Genomic DNA, 15,475 nt, shown 5'->3' on the forward strand with positions numbered 1-15,475 from the left:
CCACTTGTGGGAGCGAGCCTGCTCGCGAAGACGGCGGCACATTCAACATCGATGTGACTGACCGAACGCCTTCGCGAGCAGGCTCGCTCCCACAAAAAGCAGCCCCACAGAAACGCCTTTGTTTCGCATAAAAAAGACAATCGGAGACACGCCATAATGGCTTTGGATTTATTCGTTGTACTCATCTACGCCGCCGCGATGCTGCTGCTCGGCTATTACGGCATGCGCAAGGCCAAGACCAACGAAGACTTTTTGGTCGCCGGTCGTAACCTCGGCCCAAGCCTGTACATGGGCACCATGGCTGCCACCGTTCTGGGCGGCGCATCCACCGTGGGCACCGTGCGTCTGGGTTACGTGCATGGCATCTCCGGCTTCTGGCTGTGTGCCGCGCTGGGTTGCGGGATCGTGGCGCTGAACCTGTTCCTCGCCAAACCGCTGCTGAAACTGAAGATCTACACCGTTACCCAGGTGCTGGAAAAACGCTACAACCCGATGGCCCGCTCCGCGAGCGCGGTGATCATGCTGGCCTACGCGCTGATGATCGGCGTGACCTCGATCCTGGCGATCGGCACCGTTCTGCAAGTGCTGTTCGGCCTGCCGTTCTGGATCTCGGTACTGCTCGGCGGTGGCGTCGTGGTGATCTACTCGGCCATTGGCGGCATGTGGTCCCTGACCCTGACCGATATCGTCCAGTTCGTGATCAAGACCGTGGGCCTGATGTTCATCCTGCTGCCAATCTGCATGTACCGCGTCGGCGGCTGGGATGAGCTGGTAATGAAACTGCCGGCGGCGAGCTTCAGCTTCACCACCATCGGCTGGGACACCATCATCACCTACTTCATGATCTACTTCTTCGGCATCCTGATCGGTCAGGACATCTGGCAACGGGTGTTCACCGTCAAGACTGCCAAAGTGGCTCAGGTTGCCGGTACCGCTGCCGGTATCTACTGCATCCTCTACGGTCTGGCCTGCGCCCTGATCGGCATGGCTGCACACGTACTGATCCCGGATCTGGACAACGTCAACAACGCCTTCGCCGCCATCGTCAAACTGTCCCTGCCAGACGGTATCCGTGGCCTGGTGATCGCTGCCGCACTGGCCGCCATGATGTCCACCGCCAGCGCCGGCCTGCTGGCCGCTGCCACCACCCTGACCGAAGACCTGCTGCCGAAACTGCGCGGCGGCAAACAGTCGAGCCTGAGCCTCAACCGCCTGGTCACCATGCTGACCGGTATTGTGGTGCTGGGTATCGCCCTGGTGGTCAACGACGTGATCAGCGCCCTGACCCTGGCCTACAACCTGTTGGTGGGCGGCATGCTGATCCCGCTGATGGGCGCGATCTTCTGGAAACGCGCCACCACCGCCGGCGCCATCGCCAGCATGGGCATGGGCTTCGCCACCGCGCTGCTGTTCATGTTCAAGGACGGCCTGGACGCCAACACCCCGATCTACTACAGCCTCGGTGTAGGCCTGGTGAGCTTCGTGGTGGTGAGCTTGATGTCCCGCCGCACGGCAGCAGTGGCCAGCGCTGCCTAAGCTGAACATAACGACTTGATGCTTTCTTCGACGGGTGTGGCGTCGGTTGCCACACCCGTTTTTTTTCGTCTGAAGGAAACTGCTCATGAAGATCGTCAGCCGCGATCAGTGGTTCGAAGTCAAACATCTCAGCGACGGCATCCGCTTGATTCACGAGCCGTACATCCGGCCTTTCTACCGCTGCAACCTCTGGCACATCCAGGGCCGTGACAAGGACCTGCTGCTGGACAGCGGCTCGGGCCTGGTCAGCCTGCGCGAGCAACTGCCATGGATCACCGAGCGGCCGCTGGTGGCCGTGGCCAGCCACTGCCATTTCGATCACATCGCCGGTCATCACGAATTCGCCGAGCGCCTGGTGCATCCGGCCGAGGCGGACATCCTGGCCGCGCCGAATGGCGACAACGACTTGAGCAAAGCCTTTGTCGGCGACGACATGTTCGAAGCGCACCCCGATTGCCCGCTGTGCTACGCCGAATACCGGGTCAAGGCCGCGCCGGCCACGGGGTTTATCGAAGATGGGGATGTGCTGGACCTGGGCAACCGCGTGTTGCAGGTCGTGCACACACCGGGACACTCGCCGGGTGGCATCTGCCTGTACGAAGCCGCCACCGAGACCTTGTTCAGCGGCGACATCATCTACGACGGGCCGCTGATCGAAGACGCCTACCATTCCAACCTCGAGGACTACGCACGCAGCCTGCAACGCCTGCATGCGCTGCCGATCCGCACGGTGCATGGCGGGCATTTCGGCAGTTTTTCCGGAGAGCATTTGCGCAGCATGATTGACGAATGGCAGCGCTCACACGGCTAAAGCCTGCTGTACTCAACGGCAGGGACTGTACCGGCAGGGAGAACTGCACCCACCTCCTCGAAGAACGATCATGAAAGAAGCCGCCCTTCGTGCTGTCGTACATCGCTACATCAGCCGCCTGCTGGAAGGCCGGGATGACTTCGACGACAACGCCAGCCTGGCGCAGTTGGGATTGGACAGAAAAGATATCGAAGAACTGATCTTCCATCTGGAAGATGAGTTGGGTGTGACGGCGTTTACCGTGGAAGAAGACCGGATGCTCAAGACCGCCAGGACGGTGAATGATTTGAGCCGGTTTTTGCTGGAGATCGGGCGGGATGGAGGCTGAGTTGCGAGCATTGCACTTTGTGGCGAGGGAGCTTGCTCCCGCTCGATTGCGCAGCAGTCGCAAAACCTGCAATCCAATGACCTGCTAAAACTCAGTGACTATTTGGGGCTGCTTCGCAGCCCAGCGGGAGCAAGCTCCCTCGCCACAGCAAGCCCCTCTCACTAGCGATCCGGAGCCATTACCGGCGTCGCTGCTGGCGCCGACGTTGCTCGTCGTCAGTACGAACAGGCACGGGTTGCAGAGGCGGTTCGATCAAGCCGAGCGCCACGCCCAGGTCATGCAGCCAGTTTTGGATTTTCTCTTTCATGGTGCCCCCTTCAGGGTAGTGCCGAGCGGCCAAAATTCTGTAGCCCCTTCGCACTGATAATAGTCCGAAGTCCTACGCAATGCTCGTGCAAAGTCGCAATGATCTGTTACTGAATCCATCACAATCAGCCAGCGTTCAGGCAATTTCCCGCGCCTGCACCGGCGCCTGCGGAAAAACCGCCTGCTGCTGCTCGATCCAGGCATTCAGGTTGGCCCCGACCATGCCCTTGCGCCACATCAGCCAGGTGGTCGCGCTGGCAAACGGCTCGGCCAACGGATGCACGGCCACACTCTCGCGGCCCGGCAGGCTGGCGAGCATCGACTCCGACATCAGCGCCACACCGGAACCGGCAATCACACACGCAAGCATTCCCGGATAGGACTCGATCTCCATCGCCCGGCCCATCGCCGCATGGTCATGGGCGAACCAGGCCTCCAGGCGCATGCGGTAGGAGCAGCCCTGGCGAAAGGTGAACACCGCGCGACCTTCCACATCCAGCGCGTTGCGCACGGGCGGATGATCGGCCTCGCTGATCAGCACCAGGCGCTCCTCGCACAAGGGCACACCGTCGAGCCCGGCCAGCTCCATAGGGCCATCCACCAGCGCCGCGTCGAGTCGACCGGTGAGCAGGCCTTCGAGCAATTCACCGCTGGGACCGGATTGCACTTGCAGGTTCACCGCCGGATACAAGCGGTGATAGCGCGCCAACAGCCCTGGAAGGTGAATAGCCGCCGTGCTGTACATGGTGCCGAGCACGAAGTCGCCCGCCGGTTGCCCGCCCTGCACCGCCGCGCTGGCTTCGTCACGCAGCGCAAACAGCTTGGCGGTGTAGTCCAGCAGGACTTTTCCCGCAGGCGACAGCTGCAAGCGCTGACGCTCGCGCAGGAACAGCTCTACACCCAGTTGCTCTTCCAGCTGCTTGAGCCGGGTGGACAGGTTCGACGGCACTCGATGTAGCCGTTCGGCGGCCCGGGTGATGGACCCTTCTTCCGCCACCGCCTGGAAGATGCGTAATTGGCTGAACTCCACGAGATTCTCCAAAAAAGAACAAGTTACTCACTATTATTCATTTTTAAAGAAAGTCAATCAGCCCTAGCCTGACGGTCATCGATCCTCTGAACGGTATCCAGACCATGTCTCCCCTGATTCGCTTATCCGCCAGTTTCGTTGCCCTGATGATGGCCATGGGCATCGGCCGTTTTGCCCTGACGCCGCAACTGCCACACCTGCTCAGCGAAGGTCAGATCGACCTGACCGCCGCCGGGCTGATTGCCGCCGCCAACTACCTCGGTTACTTCATCGGCGCAGTGGACGCCATGTTTTCCCGGCGTCCCGCGCAAGTGCGCCGGCGCTTGCTGGGCGGGTTGTGGCTCTGCGTGCTGCTGACCCTGGCGTCGTTCTGGGCCAACGGGTTCTGGTCGCACCTGCTGCTGCGCTTCGGCACCGGTGTGGCCAGCGCCTGGGTGTTGGTGATGATCACCGCACTGAGCCAGCCGCTCGCGGCAGCGGCCGGTCGTCCCCGGCTCGGCGCTCTGGTCTTCGCCGGACCGGGCCTGGGGATTTTTCTCACAGGTTTGTTGGCCCTGGGCTCCAATCTGCTGGGCCAGACTTCCGCCACCTTGTGGCTGGTGTACGCCGCCGCCGGGCTGGCGATGCTGCTGGGGATTCTGCCGTTCCTGCCGCAAGCGAGCGCAACCGCGACCGCTGCGCCCGGCGCCGGCGCATCGGGCACTCAAGGCATCGCTCGCCTGGGCGTGATCTACGGCTTGTACGGGTTGGGCTACATCATCCCGGCGACCTTCCTGTCGCAAATGGCCAATGCGCAATTCCATGGTCAATGGCAGGCCGACCTGTTCTGGCCGTGCTTCGGACTTGCGGCGGCTACGGGGGTGGTGCTGGTGAGTATGTGTCGCCAAAAAGCGGGCGCAACGCGGCGCTGGTTGATGGCAACGTTATGGCTGCAAGCTGCGGGCGTGTTCGCCTGCCTGCTGGCCAACGGACCGGGGCTGGCATTGGGTGTGATCCTGTGTGGCACGCCGTTCCTGGCCTGCATGCAACTGGTGATCCAGCGTTCCCGGGAACTGGCTCCACATGCCACCCAACGCAATGCCGGCCTGCTGACGGCCTGCTTTGCCGTGGGCCAGCTCAGCGGGCCATTGCTGGCGGCGCTCAGCAGTCATTTCAGTGGCGGCTTGCAGCCGGCACTGGTGGTCGCCGGCTGCGGCTTGCTGGTCGCCGGCGGTCTGTTGCTCGCGCCGGTCAGTGCTGCCCCAGAGCTTTGCGCAAACGACGGCGCAGCCACTGCTCGGCGCTGACAAAGGTGATGCCCGCCAACACCAGCACGGCACCGAGGATGAAGTTCAGGCTCAGCTCCTCGCCCAGCAGCACGACACCAAAGGTGACGCCAAACAACGGCGTCATGAACGAAAACACCGCGAGGTTCGCCGCCAGGTAACGGCGCAACAGCCAGAACCAGACCAGGTAACTGAAGAACGACACCACCACGCCCTGAAACAGCACACTGGTGACCGCCACGGTGGTCAGGCTGACATGGGTGATCTGGCCGCTGAGCAGCGCGATCAACAGCAAACCGAAGAAACCGACAATCAACTGATAGAACAGCGTCAGGGTCACCGGCGCTTCCGACAGGCGCGAGGCGCGCACCACCACCGTGGTCGCGCCCCAGGCGGCCCCCGCCAGCACCCCCAAGGCATCGCCCATCAACATGCGGTAATCAAGGTTGTCCCAGGACACCCCGCCGGCAAACGCGATGGCAATCCCGATAAAGGCCAGGACAATCCCCAGCCATTGCAGGGGTCGCAAGCGCTCACTGGGCAATAACCAGTGCACACCCAATGCCGTGAAGATCGGCGCGGTGTAGAGGAACACCGACATGTGCGCCGCCGTGGTCAGTTGCAGGCCTTCGGAAATGAAGAAGAACTCCAGGCCGAACAAGGCACCGGCCAGCAGACCGCCGCGCCAGGTCGTGCTCACCTGGTTCCAGCCGCCCTTCCAGCAGATCAGCAGCCCGACCAGCAACGCCGACATGCCGGAACGTCCGGCCGCCTGCATCACCGGTGCGATATCGGCCGCCGCCCACTTGATCATCACCTGCTGAACGCCCCAGACCAGGCACAGCCCGACCATCACTTGCAGGGCAAACCCGTCGGTACTGCGCCGGGTGGCGCTCACCGGAACACCTCGAAGACACAATCCATGGCAAAGACTCGGCAGTAAAAGCAAGACCCCGGCTGTCGATTATCAACCAGAAGGCCGGAAAATGCCCTTGTAGGAGCTGCCGAAGGCTGCGATCTTTTGATCCTTAAAATCAAGATCGCAGCCTTCGGCAGCTCCTACAGGGGCAGAGTGGGATCAACTGAGATCAATGCGATCGGCATGAATGACAATCTGGCCATTCTTGTACAACGCGCCAATGGCCTTCTTGAAGTTGCCCTTGCTGACACCGAACAGACTGCTGATCAACGCCGGATCGCTCTTGTCGCTCACGGCCAGGGTGCCGTTGTTTTCACGCAACTTGGCGAGGATCTTCGAGTTCAGGCTGGTGGCCGCTTCCTGACCGACCGGCTGCAGGCTCAGGCTGATCTTGCCGTCGGCGCGAACTTCCTTGATGAACCCCTTTTCTTCTTTGCCGGCACGCATGAACTTGAAGATTTCGTTCTTGTGGATCAGGCCCCAATGCTTGTTGTTGATGATGGCCTTGAAGCCCATGTCCGTGGCTTCGGCCACCAGCAAGTCCACTTCCTGGCCAGCCGTGTAGTTGGCCGGGGTCTTGTCCAGGTAGCGGTCCAGGCGCGCGGTCGCGGTGATGCGGCGGGTGTGCTTGTCGAGGTAGACGTGTACCACCACATACTCGCCCGCCGTCATCTGACGCTTCTCTTCGGAGAACGGCAGCAACAGGTCCTTGGGCAAGCCCCAGTCCAGGAATACGCCGATGCTGTTGACTTCAACAACTTTCAAACTGGCGAATTCACCCACTTGAACTTTCGGCTTTTCAGTAGTGGCGATGAGTTTGTCATCGCTGTCCAGATATATAAAAACGTTGAGCCAGTCTTCATCTTCGCTAGGAATATCTTTTGGAATATAACGATTTGGCAGAAGGATTTCGCCATCCGCGCCACCGTCCAGATATAAACCGAAGTTAGTGTGTTTAACCACTTGTAAACTGTTGTAACGCCCGACTAAAGCCATGTCCAATACCCTCATTGCGTGGGCGGCATTCTACCCGGTTTTAAGCGCTTCGTTTGGCCCCCGGCCCGGTGGCACGAGAAAATCCTCTGAAGGCCTTGATTTTCACGGGCTTTCATCGCATGCCTGGCCGCTCGTCAGACCGATCCGGGCATTTACGCCATGCCCAGACAAGCGTAACGCGGTATTTTTCAAGGCATGTTCTTATTTAAAACAGCGGCTTAGACGTATATTTCGAATATTGTCCGAGGACTGATTACCCCGACCTCACGCGTATTGCGAGGGGATATTTGCCAAGCAATTATCAGGTAATTCCTGTACGATGCCTGGCCAAGTTAATTTTCTACAGGTTAATGGCCGCCATGCGCGTAAAAGCATCCACCAGCAAAGCAAAGCCAGCTCCAGCCGTTGAAACCAGCGAGTCGATCAACAGCCAGATCGCAGCGTTCCTCAAGTCCGGCGGTGAAATCCAGCAAATTGCCAAAGGCGTCAGCGGCCAGACGTTCGGCCCGTCCAAGCAGATCACCCTGGGCAAAAAGTAACCCCCTCGCGTCACCTGGTCCCAAAGCGCTTTGAGCCTCGAAGCGCTTGGACTGGAACCCTCTTCACTCCCTCCAGCCCCCCTTCAATTCCATGGAAATCGACGAACGGCCTTCGCTGCCGATCATTCGCCGGTATCCTTGCACGCGTCTGGATCAAGCGTTTCAGCGGGCTCGCCAGCCTGCCCTCGCTGTTCATGGAGTGACGCATGTTCAAACCTTCCTGTTTATCGGCATTGCTCGGCGGTCTGTTGGTTTGCTCCGCAGCACACGCACAAATCTTTCAGCGTGAACTGGGTGCCTTCGACCTCAAGCTCGGCACCACCCCCACCCGCAGCATGGCCCAAGGCCTGGTCAAACCCTCGGCCGTCGGTTCGTTCCACGGAGGCCTGGACCTGAGCCACGACAGCGGTTTCTACGTGGGCCAATGGTCACCCAGCATGGGCATCAGCCCGGGGAAAGACCTCGAGATCGACTCCTACGCGGGCTTTAAACAACCCTTCGACCAAACCCTCGGCTACGAAGTGGGCCTGATCCGCTACAGCTACCCCGAAGTCACCACCCCTGACAGCCAGGAACTGTTCGGCGGCCTGACCTTGCTCGGCAGCCGTTTCGGCATCGCCTTCAGCAATGACCCGGACAAACAGAACAACACGCTGTTCGCTGACTTGAGCGGCAATCAACCGTTCGGTGTCGGCATCAGCCTGAAATACACCACCCACCAATTCAATACGCCAGTGGCGGTGGATGGCGGGTATGTAGGCAGTTTTACCGATTGGTCACTGAAATTGTCCCGCCCGTTCATGGGCATCGACCTCGACCTGATCTACAGTGACTCCAGCCTGAGCGGCAGCGGTTGCTCGGCCTATGCCGGGCACAACAGCCAATGCGACGGGCTGGTGACGCTCAAGGCCGAACACGCGTTCTATTGATTGGCTGAACTGCCGGCCCCCTCATGGGTTCACAAGAGAATCAGCCCCCCGAAGACTGGTCTTCGCAAGGATTCGTCCATGTCCCGCTGGTTCAAACATATCGCCGTTGTGTTGACCGTTGCCCTCGCCCTCGGCGCGTGCAGCCGCGTGGGCCTGGCCTACCGCAATCTCGATGTGATCATCCCGTGGACGCTCAGCGACTACCTGGACATGAACGGCGAGCAGAAAAGCTGGCTGGACGAACGCCTGAAGGAACACCTGAGCTGGCACTGCACCACCCAGTTGCCCGGCTACCTCGACTGGCTGGACCGCTTGCAAACCATGATCGCGACCAACCAGGTCACCGATGCCGCCTTGAAGGCCCGTGCCCACGAAGCCGAACAGGCGATCGCCGAGACCGCGCGGGAAATCACCCCGTCGGCCATCGAGTTGCTGCAAGGGCTGGATGACAAGCAAGTCGCCGAAATGAACGATGCCTTCGCCAGGGACCGGCGCAAACGCCAGGAGGAATACCTCAAGCCCACCCTCGACCAGCAGATCAAGGAGCGCAGCGCACGCATGGAGAAGCGCCTGAACGACTGGCTCGGCCCACTGAACAACACCCAGCAACAGCGGGTCGCCGCATGGTCCCAGGCCTTGGGTGATCAGAATACGCAGTGGCTGGCCAATCGTGTCCATTGGCAGAAACAGTTCAGCGCGGCCGTTGCGCAACGCCACAGTCCACAATTCCCACAACGAATCGAGACACTTCTGATCAATCGCGAGAGTTTGTGGACACCCGCCTATCGTCAGGCCTTTGCCAACACCGAGGCCCAGGCACGTTCGCTGTTCGTGGATCTCATGGCGGCAAGCACACCGAGCCAGCGTGAGCGATTACTGAAGAAAATCGAAGGTGTGAGAAAGGACTTCAGCGACTTGAAGTGCCTGAAAGCGGCGAAACAAGACTAAGTGCAACACAAATCCCCCTGTGGGAGCGAGCCTGCTCGCGATAGCGGTCTCACCTTCAAAATCAATCTTGAATGTGATGGCCTCATCGCGAGCAAGCTCGCTCCCACGGGGTGTACGCCGCATCAGGCAATCTGCGCCTTCGACGCCACCTCATCGAATGTCGCTTCATCCAGCGCATCCTCCTGCTCATCGAGCACCTGCCGCGGGTGATCATTACCGGGAATACTGCTGTCGATCAGGCTCAACAAACGCGATCCCCGCGCCGTCAGAATGTAATTGGCGCCCGTCCCCCCTTCGTCCTCCGGCCGTGGCTCGATATAGCCACGCAACAGCAGCAGCTTTTCGTACTCGCCAGCCACCGTTTTCAAGTGATCAAGATTTTCAATCGACTCGCCTTCCGCGGCCTTCTGCGCCGCATGCTGTTCGGCATAAGGCCGCGGCGTGAAGTTGTGGCCCGCGCTGTTTTGCACTTCATGCAGCAAGCGCTCAATCAAGTCCCAGTTGTAAGTCGTCATCCTGATTCAACCTCCGGTGTCCGTTCGATGGATGCCCGAGCAATTGAACGGGCCTTACAGGTTGTGACCGGTACGCCCGACAGCCGTTCAGACGGCCTTTCACCGATGACCGACCGGCGGTATGTCGAATTCCACCCGAGCCAAACGACTAGGCTGTGTACGTCACCTCCCAGCCCCACGCAGGAGAACACAACATGAACATCCAGAATCACCCCGTCGTGTCGCGGGAAGAATGGCTCGCCGCCCGCAAACAGCACCTGATCCACGAGAAAGCCTTCACCCGGGAACGGGACAAACTCAGCGCCGAACGCCGCGCCCTGCCCTGGGTGAAAATCGACAAGGACTACCATTTCCAGGGGCCCAATGGCGAACTGAAACTGGCGGACCTGTTCGGCGGCCGCAGTCAGTTGGTCATCTACCACTTCATGTTCGCCGAAGGCTGGGACGAGGGCTGCCCCGGTTGCTCGTACCTCAGCGATCACATCGACGGCGCCAACCAGCACCTGGCCCACCACGACATTGCCGTGGTGGCGGTTTCCCACGCACCCTTCGCTGAATTCCAGGCGTTCAAGCGGCGCATGGGCTGGAAGTTCGACTGGGTGTCGTCGGAAGGATGCGACTTCAACTACGACTTTGGCGTCTGTGCCCGGGCCGAAGAGGTCGCCGCAGGAAAGGCTACGTACAACTACGAAAAAACCGACGGCGTCGAGGAAGAACTCCCCGGTCTCAGCGTGTTTTATCGCAATGAAGCCGGCGAAATATTCCACACCTACTCCACCTATGCCCGTGGTCTGGACATGCTGGTCGGCGCCTACAACTACCTCGACCTGACGCCCAAGGGCCGCAACGAGGAGGAGATCATGGAGTGGGTGCGCCACCATGACAAATATGAGGAACAGGCGAAGTCGAGTTGCTGCCACAGTGGTTAGCCCCAGGCACCGAGGCGCGGCCTTCGCGGGCAAGCCCGCTCCCACAGTTTTCCGTGTTGCTCACAAAACCAGTGGGAGCGGGCTTGCCCGCGAAGGGGCCCTGACAACCCACGCTAATTTCACAGACTGAACTTTCCCCAAGGGCCAGCGCTCAACCGGATAACCCGCCTTGACCGGAACTGAGGCCCGCCCCCATGAAACCACTGCTGAAGAAGCTCACTCTCGCCGCTGCCCTCGCTTGTGCCCTGCCCGCCTGGGCCTGCACTCCCGAGGAAGCCACCGCCAAACGCGAACAACTGGCCCGGGAAGTGGCCAAGCTCACCGAGCAGAACCCGACCAAGGCCAAAGAGATCAATGACGAGTTGCAAAAAATGGATCTGGGCACTGCCTCGAAAGACTTGCCAGACAAGTGCCAGTTGATCGACCAGCGCTTGAAGGAGCTGGGCGCTGCCGAGAAGAAAGCCGAAAGCTGATAGACGCCAGGCATAAAAAAACCCGGACACTGTCCGGGTTTTTCCTGGGTCGATTACAGTGGCTTACTCAGCCGCTGGCGCTTCCGGCTTGCGGCGCTTGAGCGGCGCCATGCCGTCCTTGCTGACCAGGGAGTCGCTCTTCGGCCGGTTGGCGCTCTTGCGCTTGGTCGGGGTCTTGGCGGCAGTTTTCTTCTTGTCGCCCTTGGCGTCGGTCTTTTTCTTCTTCACGCCGACAGCCTTGCCCGAGGCCTTGACCTTCTTCGGTCCGCCGTAGGTGCCTTTGACTTCCTTGATGGTGCGGCGCTCGAAGCTCTGCTTGAGGTAGCGCTCGATGCTCGACATCAGGTTCCAGTCGCCGTGGCAGATCAGCGAGATGGCCAGGCCATCGTTACCGGCGCGGCCGGTACGACCGATACGGTGCACGTATTCGTCGCCACTGCGCGGCATGTCGAAGTTGATCACCAGGTCCAGGCCGTCCACGTCCAGGCCGCGAGCGGCGACGTCGGTGGCCACGAGGATTTTCACGCCGCCCTGCTTCAGGCGATCGATCGCCAGTTTGCGATCCTTCTGGTCTTTCTCGCCGTGCAGCACGAACGCTTTGTATTCCTGCGCCACCAGGCGGCCGTAGATACGGTCGGCCATGGCCCGGGTGTTGGTGAAGACGATAGCCTTCTGGTACGTCTCGTTGGCCAACAGCCAGTTGACGATCTGTTCTTTGTGCTGGTTGTGGTCAGCGGTAATGATTTGCTGGCGGGTGGTGTCGTTCAGCTGACTGACCGCGTTGAGCTGCAGGTGCTCAGGGTTGTTCAGGACCTTGGCGATCATCTCGCGCAAGCCCGAACCACCGGTGGTGGCGGAGAACAGCATGGTCTGCTGACGGTTGGTGCATTCGTCCACAAGGCGTTGCACGTCTTCGGCAAAGCCCATGTCGAGCATGCGGTCGGCTTCGTCGAGCACCAGGACTTCGACTTCCTTGAGGTCGAGGTTGCCGGCGTTCAGTTGCTCGATCATCCGGCCCGGCGTACCAATCAGGATGTCCGGCACCTTGCGCAGCATCGCGGCCTGGACCTTGAAATCTTCGCCGCCGGTGATCAGGCCGGACTTGATGAAGGTGAACTGCGAGAAGCGTTCAACTTCCTTCAGCGTCTGCTGGGCCAGTTCGCGGGTCGGCAGCAGGATCAGGGTCTTGATGCTGACGCGGATTTTCGCCGGGCCGATCAGACGGTTGAGGATCGGCAAAACGAATGCAGCGGTTTTGCCGCTACCGGTTTGCGCCGTCACCCGCAGGTCACGCCCTTGGAGCGCGAGCGGAATGGCCGCGGCTTGCACAGGCGTTGGCTCGACAAATTTCAGCTCGGCCACGGCTTTGAGCAGGCGTTCGTGCAGGGCGAATTGGGAAAACACGGGTGCTACCTCGAAGAAATGCAAAAAAACAGCTGCATAGGGTAACGGTTTCGAGCGCTCAGGCCGAGTTTCTTTATGCAAATGGCGGTAAACAGTTGGTTTTTTGTTGCCTTGTTTTTCCCAAAACGCAATACAAAGCGTCTTAAATGCTCTAATCGCCTCTCGCGCCCTACAGAAGAATCGTTTTGACCATGGATATCAAACAGCTCTGGATCAACGTCCTGGACCTTTGGGGGGGCCTCGACCAGCACCCGCTCGTACATTCCAGCCTGGCGCTGCTGCTGTTGCTGGCCCTTGCGCTGTTCCTCGGACGGGTGGCGCGCTACCTCATCCTGCACGCGGCCAAAATGCTCAGCCGCCAGCCGGCCTTGCACTGGGTCAATGATTTTCTGCAGAACAAGGTGTTCCATCGCCTGGCGCAGATCACGCCTTCGCTGGTGATCCAGTTCGGTCTCAATCTGGTGCCGAACCTGAGCAAGACCAGTCTGAATTTCCTCGGCAACGTCGCGCTGTCCTTCACCTTCCTGTTTCTGCTGCTGGCGGTCAGCGCCCTGCTCAATGCCCTGCTGGACATCTACGCCCGCACCGAACACGCCCGTACCCGCTCGATCAAGGGCTATGTGCAACTGGCGAAAATGGTGTTGTACGTGTTTGGCGCGATCGTCATCGTCGCGACCTTGATCGACCGCTCGCCGCTGTTGCTGCTCTCGGGCCTGGGTGCGATGTCGGCAGTGATTCTGTTGGTCTACAAGGACACGCTGCTGTCGTTCGTCGCCAGCGTGCAATTGACCAGCAACGACATGCTGCGGGTCGGCGACTGGATCGAAATGCCCCAGGTGGGCGCCGACGGCGATGTGGTGGACATCACCTTGCACACGGTCAAGGTGCAGAACTTCGACAAGACCATCGTCTCGATCCCGACCTGGCGCCTGATGTCCGAGTCGTTCAAGAACTGGCGCGGCATGCAGGCTTCCGGTGGCCGCCGGATCAAGCGCAGCTTGTTCATCGATGCCAGCGGCGTGCGCTTCCTGCGCGACGACGAGGAGCAGAAGCTGTCCCAGGTGCACTTGCTCACCGACTACATGACCCGCAAGCAGGCCGAACTCAAGGCCTGGAACGAGGCCCAGGGCAACGTCGCAGCCATGTCGGCCAACCGCCGGCGGATGACCAACATCGGTACTTTGCGCGCCTATGCGCTGGCCTACCTGAAGAGTCATCCGGGGATCCAGCCGAACATGACCTGCATGGTTCGCCAGATGCAGACCACCGCCCAGGGTATTCCACTGGAAATCTACTGCTTTACCCGCACCACGGCATGGGCCGACTACGAGCGGATCCAGGGGGATATTTTCGACTACCTGCTGGCGGTGCTGCCGGAGTTCGGGTTGAGCCTGTATCAGCAGCCGAGCGGGACGGATTTGAGAGCCGGGTTGTTACCGGCGGTGCTGGGCGCCAGCCACATCCCCGAGCCAGAAAAACACGTCATGTAACACCAAAAATCCTCTGTAGGAGCTGCCGCAGGCTGCGATCTTTTGATCTTGAAATCAAAAGATCGCAGCCTGCGGCAGCTCCTACGCAGGTTGTGCGCCCTTACTAATGCCCAACCGACTGATCCACACCGCCAGCAAAATCACCGAACCGCCGAGCAACAATCGCCCCAGTTCTTCATGCTGATTCCAGATCAGCAGATTGATCAGCAAGCCCACGGGCACGTGCAGGTTGTTCATCACCGCCAGGGTCCCGCCATTCACCATGCACGCGCCCTTGTTCCACCAATACAAACCCAGCGCAGTGGAGATCAGACCGAGGAACAACAGCACGCCCCATTGCAAAGGCGCTTCGGGCAGGAAGTTCTGTTTGCCGAACAGCAGGAACGCCGGCAACGCCACCGCCAGTGCGCCGAGATAGAAATAGCCGAAGCGTCGGTAATGCGGCAGATCGCTCGGGTGGCGGGCAACCAGGTGTTTGTACAGCACCTGCCCGGCGGCATAGGTGAAGTTGGCCAGTTGCAGCAACAGGAACCCCATGAAGAAGTCCGGGTTGATCCGGTCAAAGCGAATCACCGCCGCCCCCGCCACCGCCACCAGCGCCGCGACCAGGGCCCAGGGATTGAAGCGACGATTCAGCGCATCTTCGATCAGGGTCACGTGCAGCGGCGTGAGGATGGTGAACAGCAGCACTTCCGGCACCGTCAGTACGCGAAAGCTCAGGTACAGGCAGACGTAGGTCACGCCGAACTGCAAGGCGCCGATCAGCAGCATGCCGCGCATGAACGCCGGCTCCACCGAGCGCCAGCGGGTCAGTGGAATGAACACCAGCCCGGCCAGGAGCACTCGCACCAGCACTGCGAAGTAACTGTCGACATGACCGGCCAGGTACTCGCCGATCAAACTGAAGGAAAACGCCTGGATCAGCGTGACAAAAAGTAGATAGCCCATGCTCGCCTCGTTTTGAATGGCGGCGACGATAGCGGGTTTTGTTACTGATCGCGAACAGTCAGCTAATACAAAACCTGTGGGAGCGAGCCTGCTCGCGAAGAAGGCGGGT

At 60.2% G+C, this 15,475-nt stretch carries 17 protein-coding genes; 10 read left to right on the forward strand and 7 right to left on the reverse strand.

The features are described 5' to 3' along the window. Positions 1-156: 156 nt before the first annotated feature. The 3 genes from AC3WJW_RS01655 (at position 157) to AC3WJW_RS01665 (ending at position 2,675) form a co-directional block, all read left to right on the forward strand. Positions 157-1,536 carry a sodium:solute symporter family protein gene (locus tag AC3WJW_RS01655; RefSeq protein WP_493724902.1) on the forward strand — a complete coding sequence of 460 codons (1,380 nt, stop codon included), beginning with the start codon at positions 157-159 and terminating at the stop codon, positions 1,534-1,536. Between the two features lie 85 nt (positions 1,537-1,621). Beyond that, entirely contained in the window at positions 1,622-2,347 is a 726-nt protein-coding gene (locus tag AC3WJW_RS01660) for an MBL fold metallo-hydrolase (RefSeq protein ID WP_493724903.1), read from the forward strand. A gap of 70 nt (positions 2,348-2,417) precedes the next feature. Then, entirely contained in the window at positions 2,418-2,675 is a 258-nt protein-coding gene (locus AC3WJW_RS01665; protein WP_493724904.1) for a phosphopantetheine-binding protein, read from the forward strand. 178 nt (positions 2,676-2,853) lie between these two features. Here the strand turns inward: AC3WJW_RS01665 and AC3WJW_RS01670 are convergent, their stop codons facing one another. Both AC3WJW_RS01670 and ptrR read right to left on the reverse strand, forming a co-directional pair. Beyond that, complete coding sequence (locus AC3WJW_RS01670) at positions 2,854-2,982, reverse strand: PA1414 family protein (protein ID WP_007972508.1); 129 nt, start codon at positions 2,980-2,982, stop codon at positions 2,854-2,856. 135 nt (positions 2,983-3,117) lie between these two features. Further along, positions 3,118-4,011, reverse strand: coding sequence for a putrescine utilization regulator PtrR (gene ptrR / locus AC3WJW_RS01675; RefSeq protein WP_493724905.1), 894 nt, complete (start codon positions 4,009-4,011; stop codon positions 3,118-3,120). Positions 4,012-4,115: 104 nt separating this feature from the next. Here ptrR and AC3WJW_RS01680 point away from each other — a divergent pair, with 104 nt between their 5' ends. Continuing rightward, complete coding sequence (locus AC3WJW_RS01680; RefSeq protein WP_493724906.1) at positions 4,116-5,297, forward strand: MFS transporter; 1,182 nt, start codon at positions 4,116-4,118, stop codon at positions 5,295-5,297. On the opposite strand, the gene AC3WJW_RS01685 is transcribed toward AC3WJW_RS01680, so the two are convergent. Beyond that, positions 5,242-6,174: a DMT family transporter gene (locus AC3WJW_RS01685; RefSeq protein ID WP_493724907.1), complete on the reverse strand. Its 933-nt coding sequence runs from the start codon at positions 6,172-6,174 to the stop codon at positions 5,242-5,244. The two genes, AC3WJW_RS01680 and AC3WJW_RS01685, sit on opposite strands and share 56 nt — an antisense overlap. A 180-nt stretch (positions 6,175-6,354) precedes the next feature. Next, positions 6,355-7,191, reverse strand: a complete 837-nt coding sequence (locus AC3WJW_RS01690; RefSeq protein ID WP_007972500.1) for a CvfB family protein — start codon at positions 7,189-7,191, stop codon at positions 6,355-6,357. Between the two features lie 350 nt (positions 7,192-7,541). On the opposite strand from AC3WJW_RS01690, the gene AC3WJW_RS01695 reads away from it, so the two are divergent. The 3 genes from AC3WJW_RS01695 (at position 7,542) to AC3WJW_RS01705 (ending at position 9,607) form a co-directional block, all read left to right on the forward strand. After that, complete coding sequence (locus AC3WJW_RS01695; protein WP_015096330.1) at positions 7,542-7,730, forward strand: PFL_1563 family small protein; 189 nt, start codon at positions 7,542-7,544, stop codon at positions 7,728-7,730. Positions 7,731-7,936: 206 nt separating this feature from the next. Then, a complete protein-coding gene (locus tag AC3WJW_RS01700) occupies positions 7,937-8,659 on the forward strand; it encodes a TorF family putative porin (RefSeq protein WP_493724908.1) in 723 nt (240 codons plus the stop codon). A gap of 78 nt (positions 8,660-8,737) precedes the next feature. Next, on the forward strand, positions 8,738-9,607 hold the full coding sequence (locus AC3WJW_RS01705) for a DUF6279 family lipoprotein (protein ID WP_493724909.1): 870 nt from the start codon (positions 8,738-8,740) through the stop codon (positions 9,605-9,607). A 122-nt stretch (positions 9,608-9,729) separates the two neighbouring features. Here AC3WJW_RS01705 and AC3WJW_RS01710 read toward each other — a convergent pair whose 3' ends face one another. Then, entirely contained in the window at positions 9,730-10,122 is a 393-nt protein-coding gene (locus tag AC3WJW_RS01710; protein WP_493724910.1) for a transcriptional regulator, read from the reverse strand. Between the two features lie 194 nt (positions 10,123-10,316). Here AC3WJW_RS01710 and AC3WJW_RS01715 point away from each other — a divergent pair, with 194 nt between their 5' ends. After that, on the forward strand, positions 10,317-11,051 hold the full coding sequence (locus tag AC3WJW_RS01715; RefSeq protein WP_493724911.1) for a DUF899 domain-containing protein: 735 nt from the start codon (positions 10,317-10,319) through the stop codon (positions 11,049-11,051). 194 nt (positions 11,052-11,245) lie between these two features. After that, positions 11,246-11,524 carry a hypothetical protein gene (locus AC3WJW_RS01720; protein WP_493724912.1) on the forward strand — a complete coding sequence of 93 codons (279 nt, stop codon included), beginning with the start codon at positions 11,246-11,248 and terminating at the stop codon, positions 11,522-11,524. Between the two features lie 63 nt (positions 11,525-11,587). Here AC3WJW_RS01720 and AC3WJW_RS01725 read toward each other — a convergent pair whose 3' ends face one another. Next, positions 11,588-12,928, reverse strand: a complete 1,341-nt coding sequence (locus AC3WJW_RS01725; RefSeq protein ID WP_007972492.1) for a DEAD/DEAH box helicase — start codon at positions 12,926-12,928, stop codon at positions 11,588-11,590. 191 nt (positions 12,929-13,119) lie between these two features. Here AC3WJW_RS01725 and AC3WJW_RS01730 point away from each other — a divergent pair, with 191 nt between their 5' ends. Next, positions 13,120-14,418 (forward strand): mechanosensitive ion channel family protein, encoded by a 1,299-nt coding sequence (locus AC3WJW_RS01730; protein ID WP_493724913.1) that lies wholly within the window; start codon positions 13,120-13,122, stop codon positions 14,416-14,418. Between the two features lie 81 nt (positions 14,419-14,499). On the opposite strand, the gene AC3WJW_RS01735 is transcribed toward AC3WJW_RS01730, so the two are convergent. Then, positions 14,500-15,366 carry a carboxylate/amino acid/amine transporter gene (locus AC3WJW_RS01735; protein ID WP_493724914.1) on the reverse strand — a complete coding sequence of 289 codons (867 nt, stop codon included), beginning with the start codon at positions 15,364-15,366 and terminating at the stop codon, positions 14,500-14,502. Positions 15,367-15,475 lie beyond the last annotated feature (109 nt).

It is taken from the genome of Pseudomonas sp. GW821-FHT07G06, assembly GCF_058986625.1.

Bases quoted from the DNA above. Each gene is read 5' to 3' on its own strand.
- AC3WJW_RS01655 (WP_493724902.1), top strand. From the start codon at position 157: ATGGCTTTGGATTTATTCGTTGTACTCATCTACGCCGCCGCGATGCTG.
- AC3WJW_RS01660 (WP_493724903.1), top strand. From the start codon at position 1,622: ATGAAGATCGTCAGCCGCGATCAGTGGTTCGAAGTCAAACATCTCAGC.
- AC3WJW_RS01665 (WP_493724904.1), top strand. From the start codon at position 2,418: ATGAAAGAAGCCGCCCTTCGTGCTGTCGTACATCGCTACATCAGCCGC.
- AC3WJW_RS01670 (WP_007972508.1), bottom strand. From the start codon at position 2,982: ATGAAAGAGAAAATCCAAAACTGGCTGCATGACCTGGGCGTGGCGCTC.
- AC3WJW_RS01680 (WP_493724906.1), top strand. From the start codon at position 4,116: ATGTCTCCCCTGATTCGCTTATCCGCCAGTTTCGTTGCCCTGATGATG.
- AC3WJW_RS01690 (WP_007972500.1), bottom strand. From the start codon at position 7,191: ATGGCTTTAGTCGGGCGTTACAACAGTTTACAAGTGGTTAAACACACT.
- AC3WJW_RS01695 (WP_015096330.1), top strand. From the start codon at position 7,542: ATGGCCGCCATGCGCGTAAAAGCATCCACCAGCAAAGCAAAGCCAGCT.
- AC3WJW_RS01700 (WP_493724908.1), top strand. From the start codon at position 7,937: ATGTTCAAACCTTCCTGTTTATCGGCATTGCTCGGCGGTCTGTTGGTT.
- AC3WJW_RS01705 (WP_493724909.1), top strand. From the start codon at position 8,738: ATGTCCCGCTGGTTCAAACATATCGCCGTTGTGTTGACCGTTGCCCTC.
- AC3WJW_RS01710 (WP_493724910.1), bottom strand. From the start codon at position 10,122: ATGACGACTTACAACTGGGACTTGATTGAGCGCTTGCTGCATGAAGTG.
- AC3WJW_RS01715 (WP_493724911.1), top strand. From the start codon at position 10,317: ATGAACATCCAGAATCACCCCGTCGTGTCGCGGGAAGAATGGCTCGCC.
- AC3WJW_RS01720 (WP_493724912.1), top strand. From the start codon at position 11,246: ATGAAACCACTGCTGAAGAAGCTCACTCTCGCCGCTGCCCTCGCTTGT.
- AC3WJW_RS01730 (WP_493724913.1), top strand. From the start codon at position 13,120: ATGGATATCAAACAGCTCTGGATCAACGTCCTGGACCTTTGGGGGGGC.
- AC3WJW_RS01735 (WP_493724914.1), bottom strand. From the start codon at position 15,366: ATGGGCTATCTACTTTTTGTCACGCTGATCCAGGCGTTTTCCTTCAGT.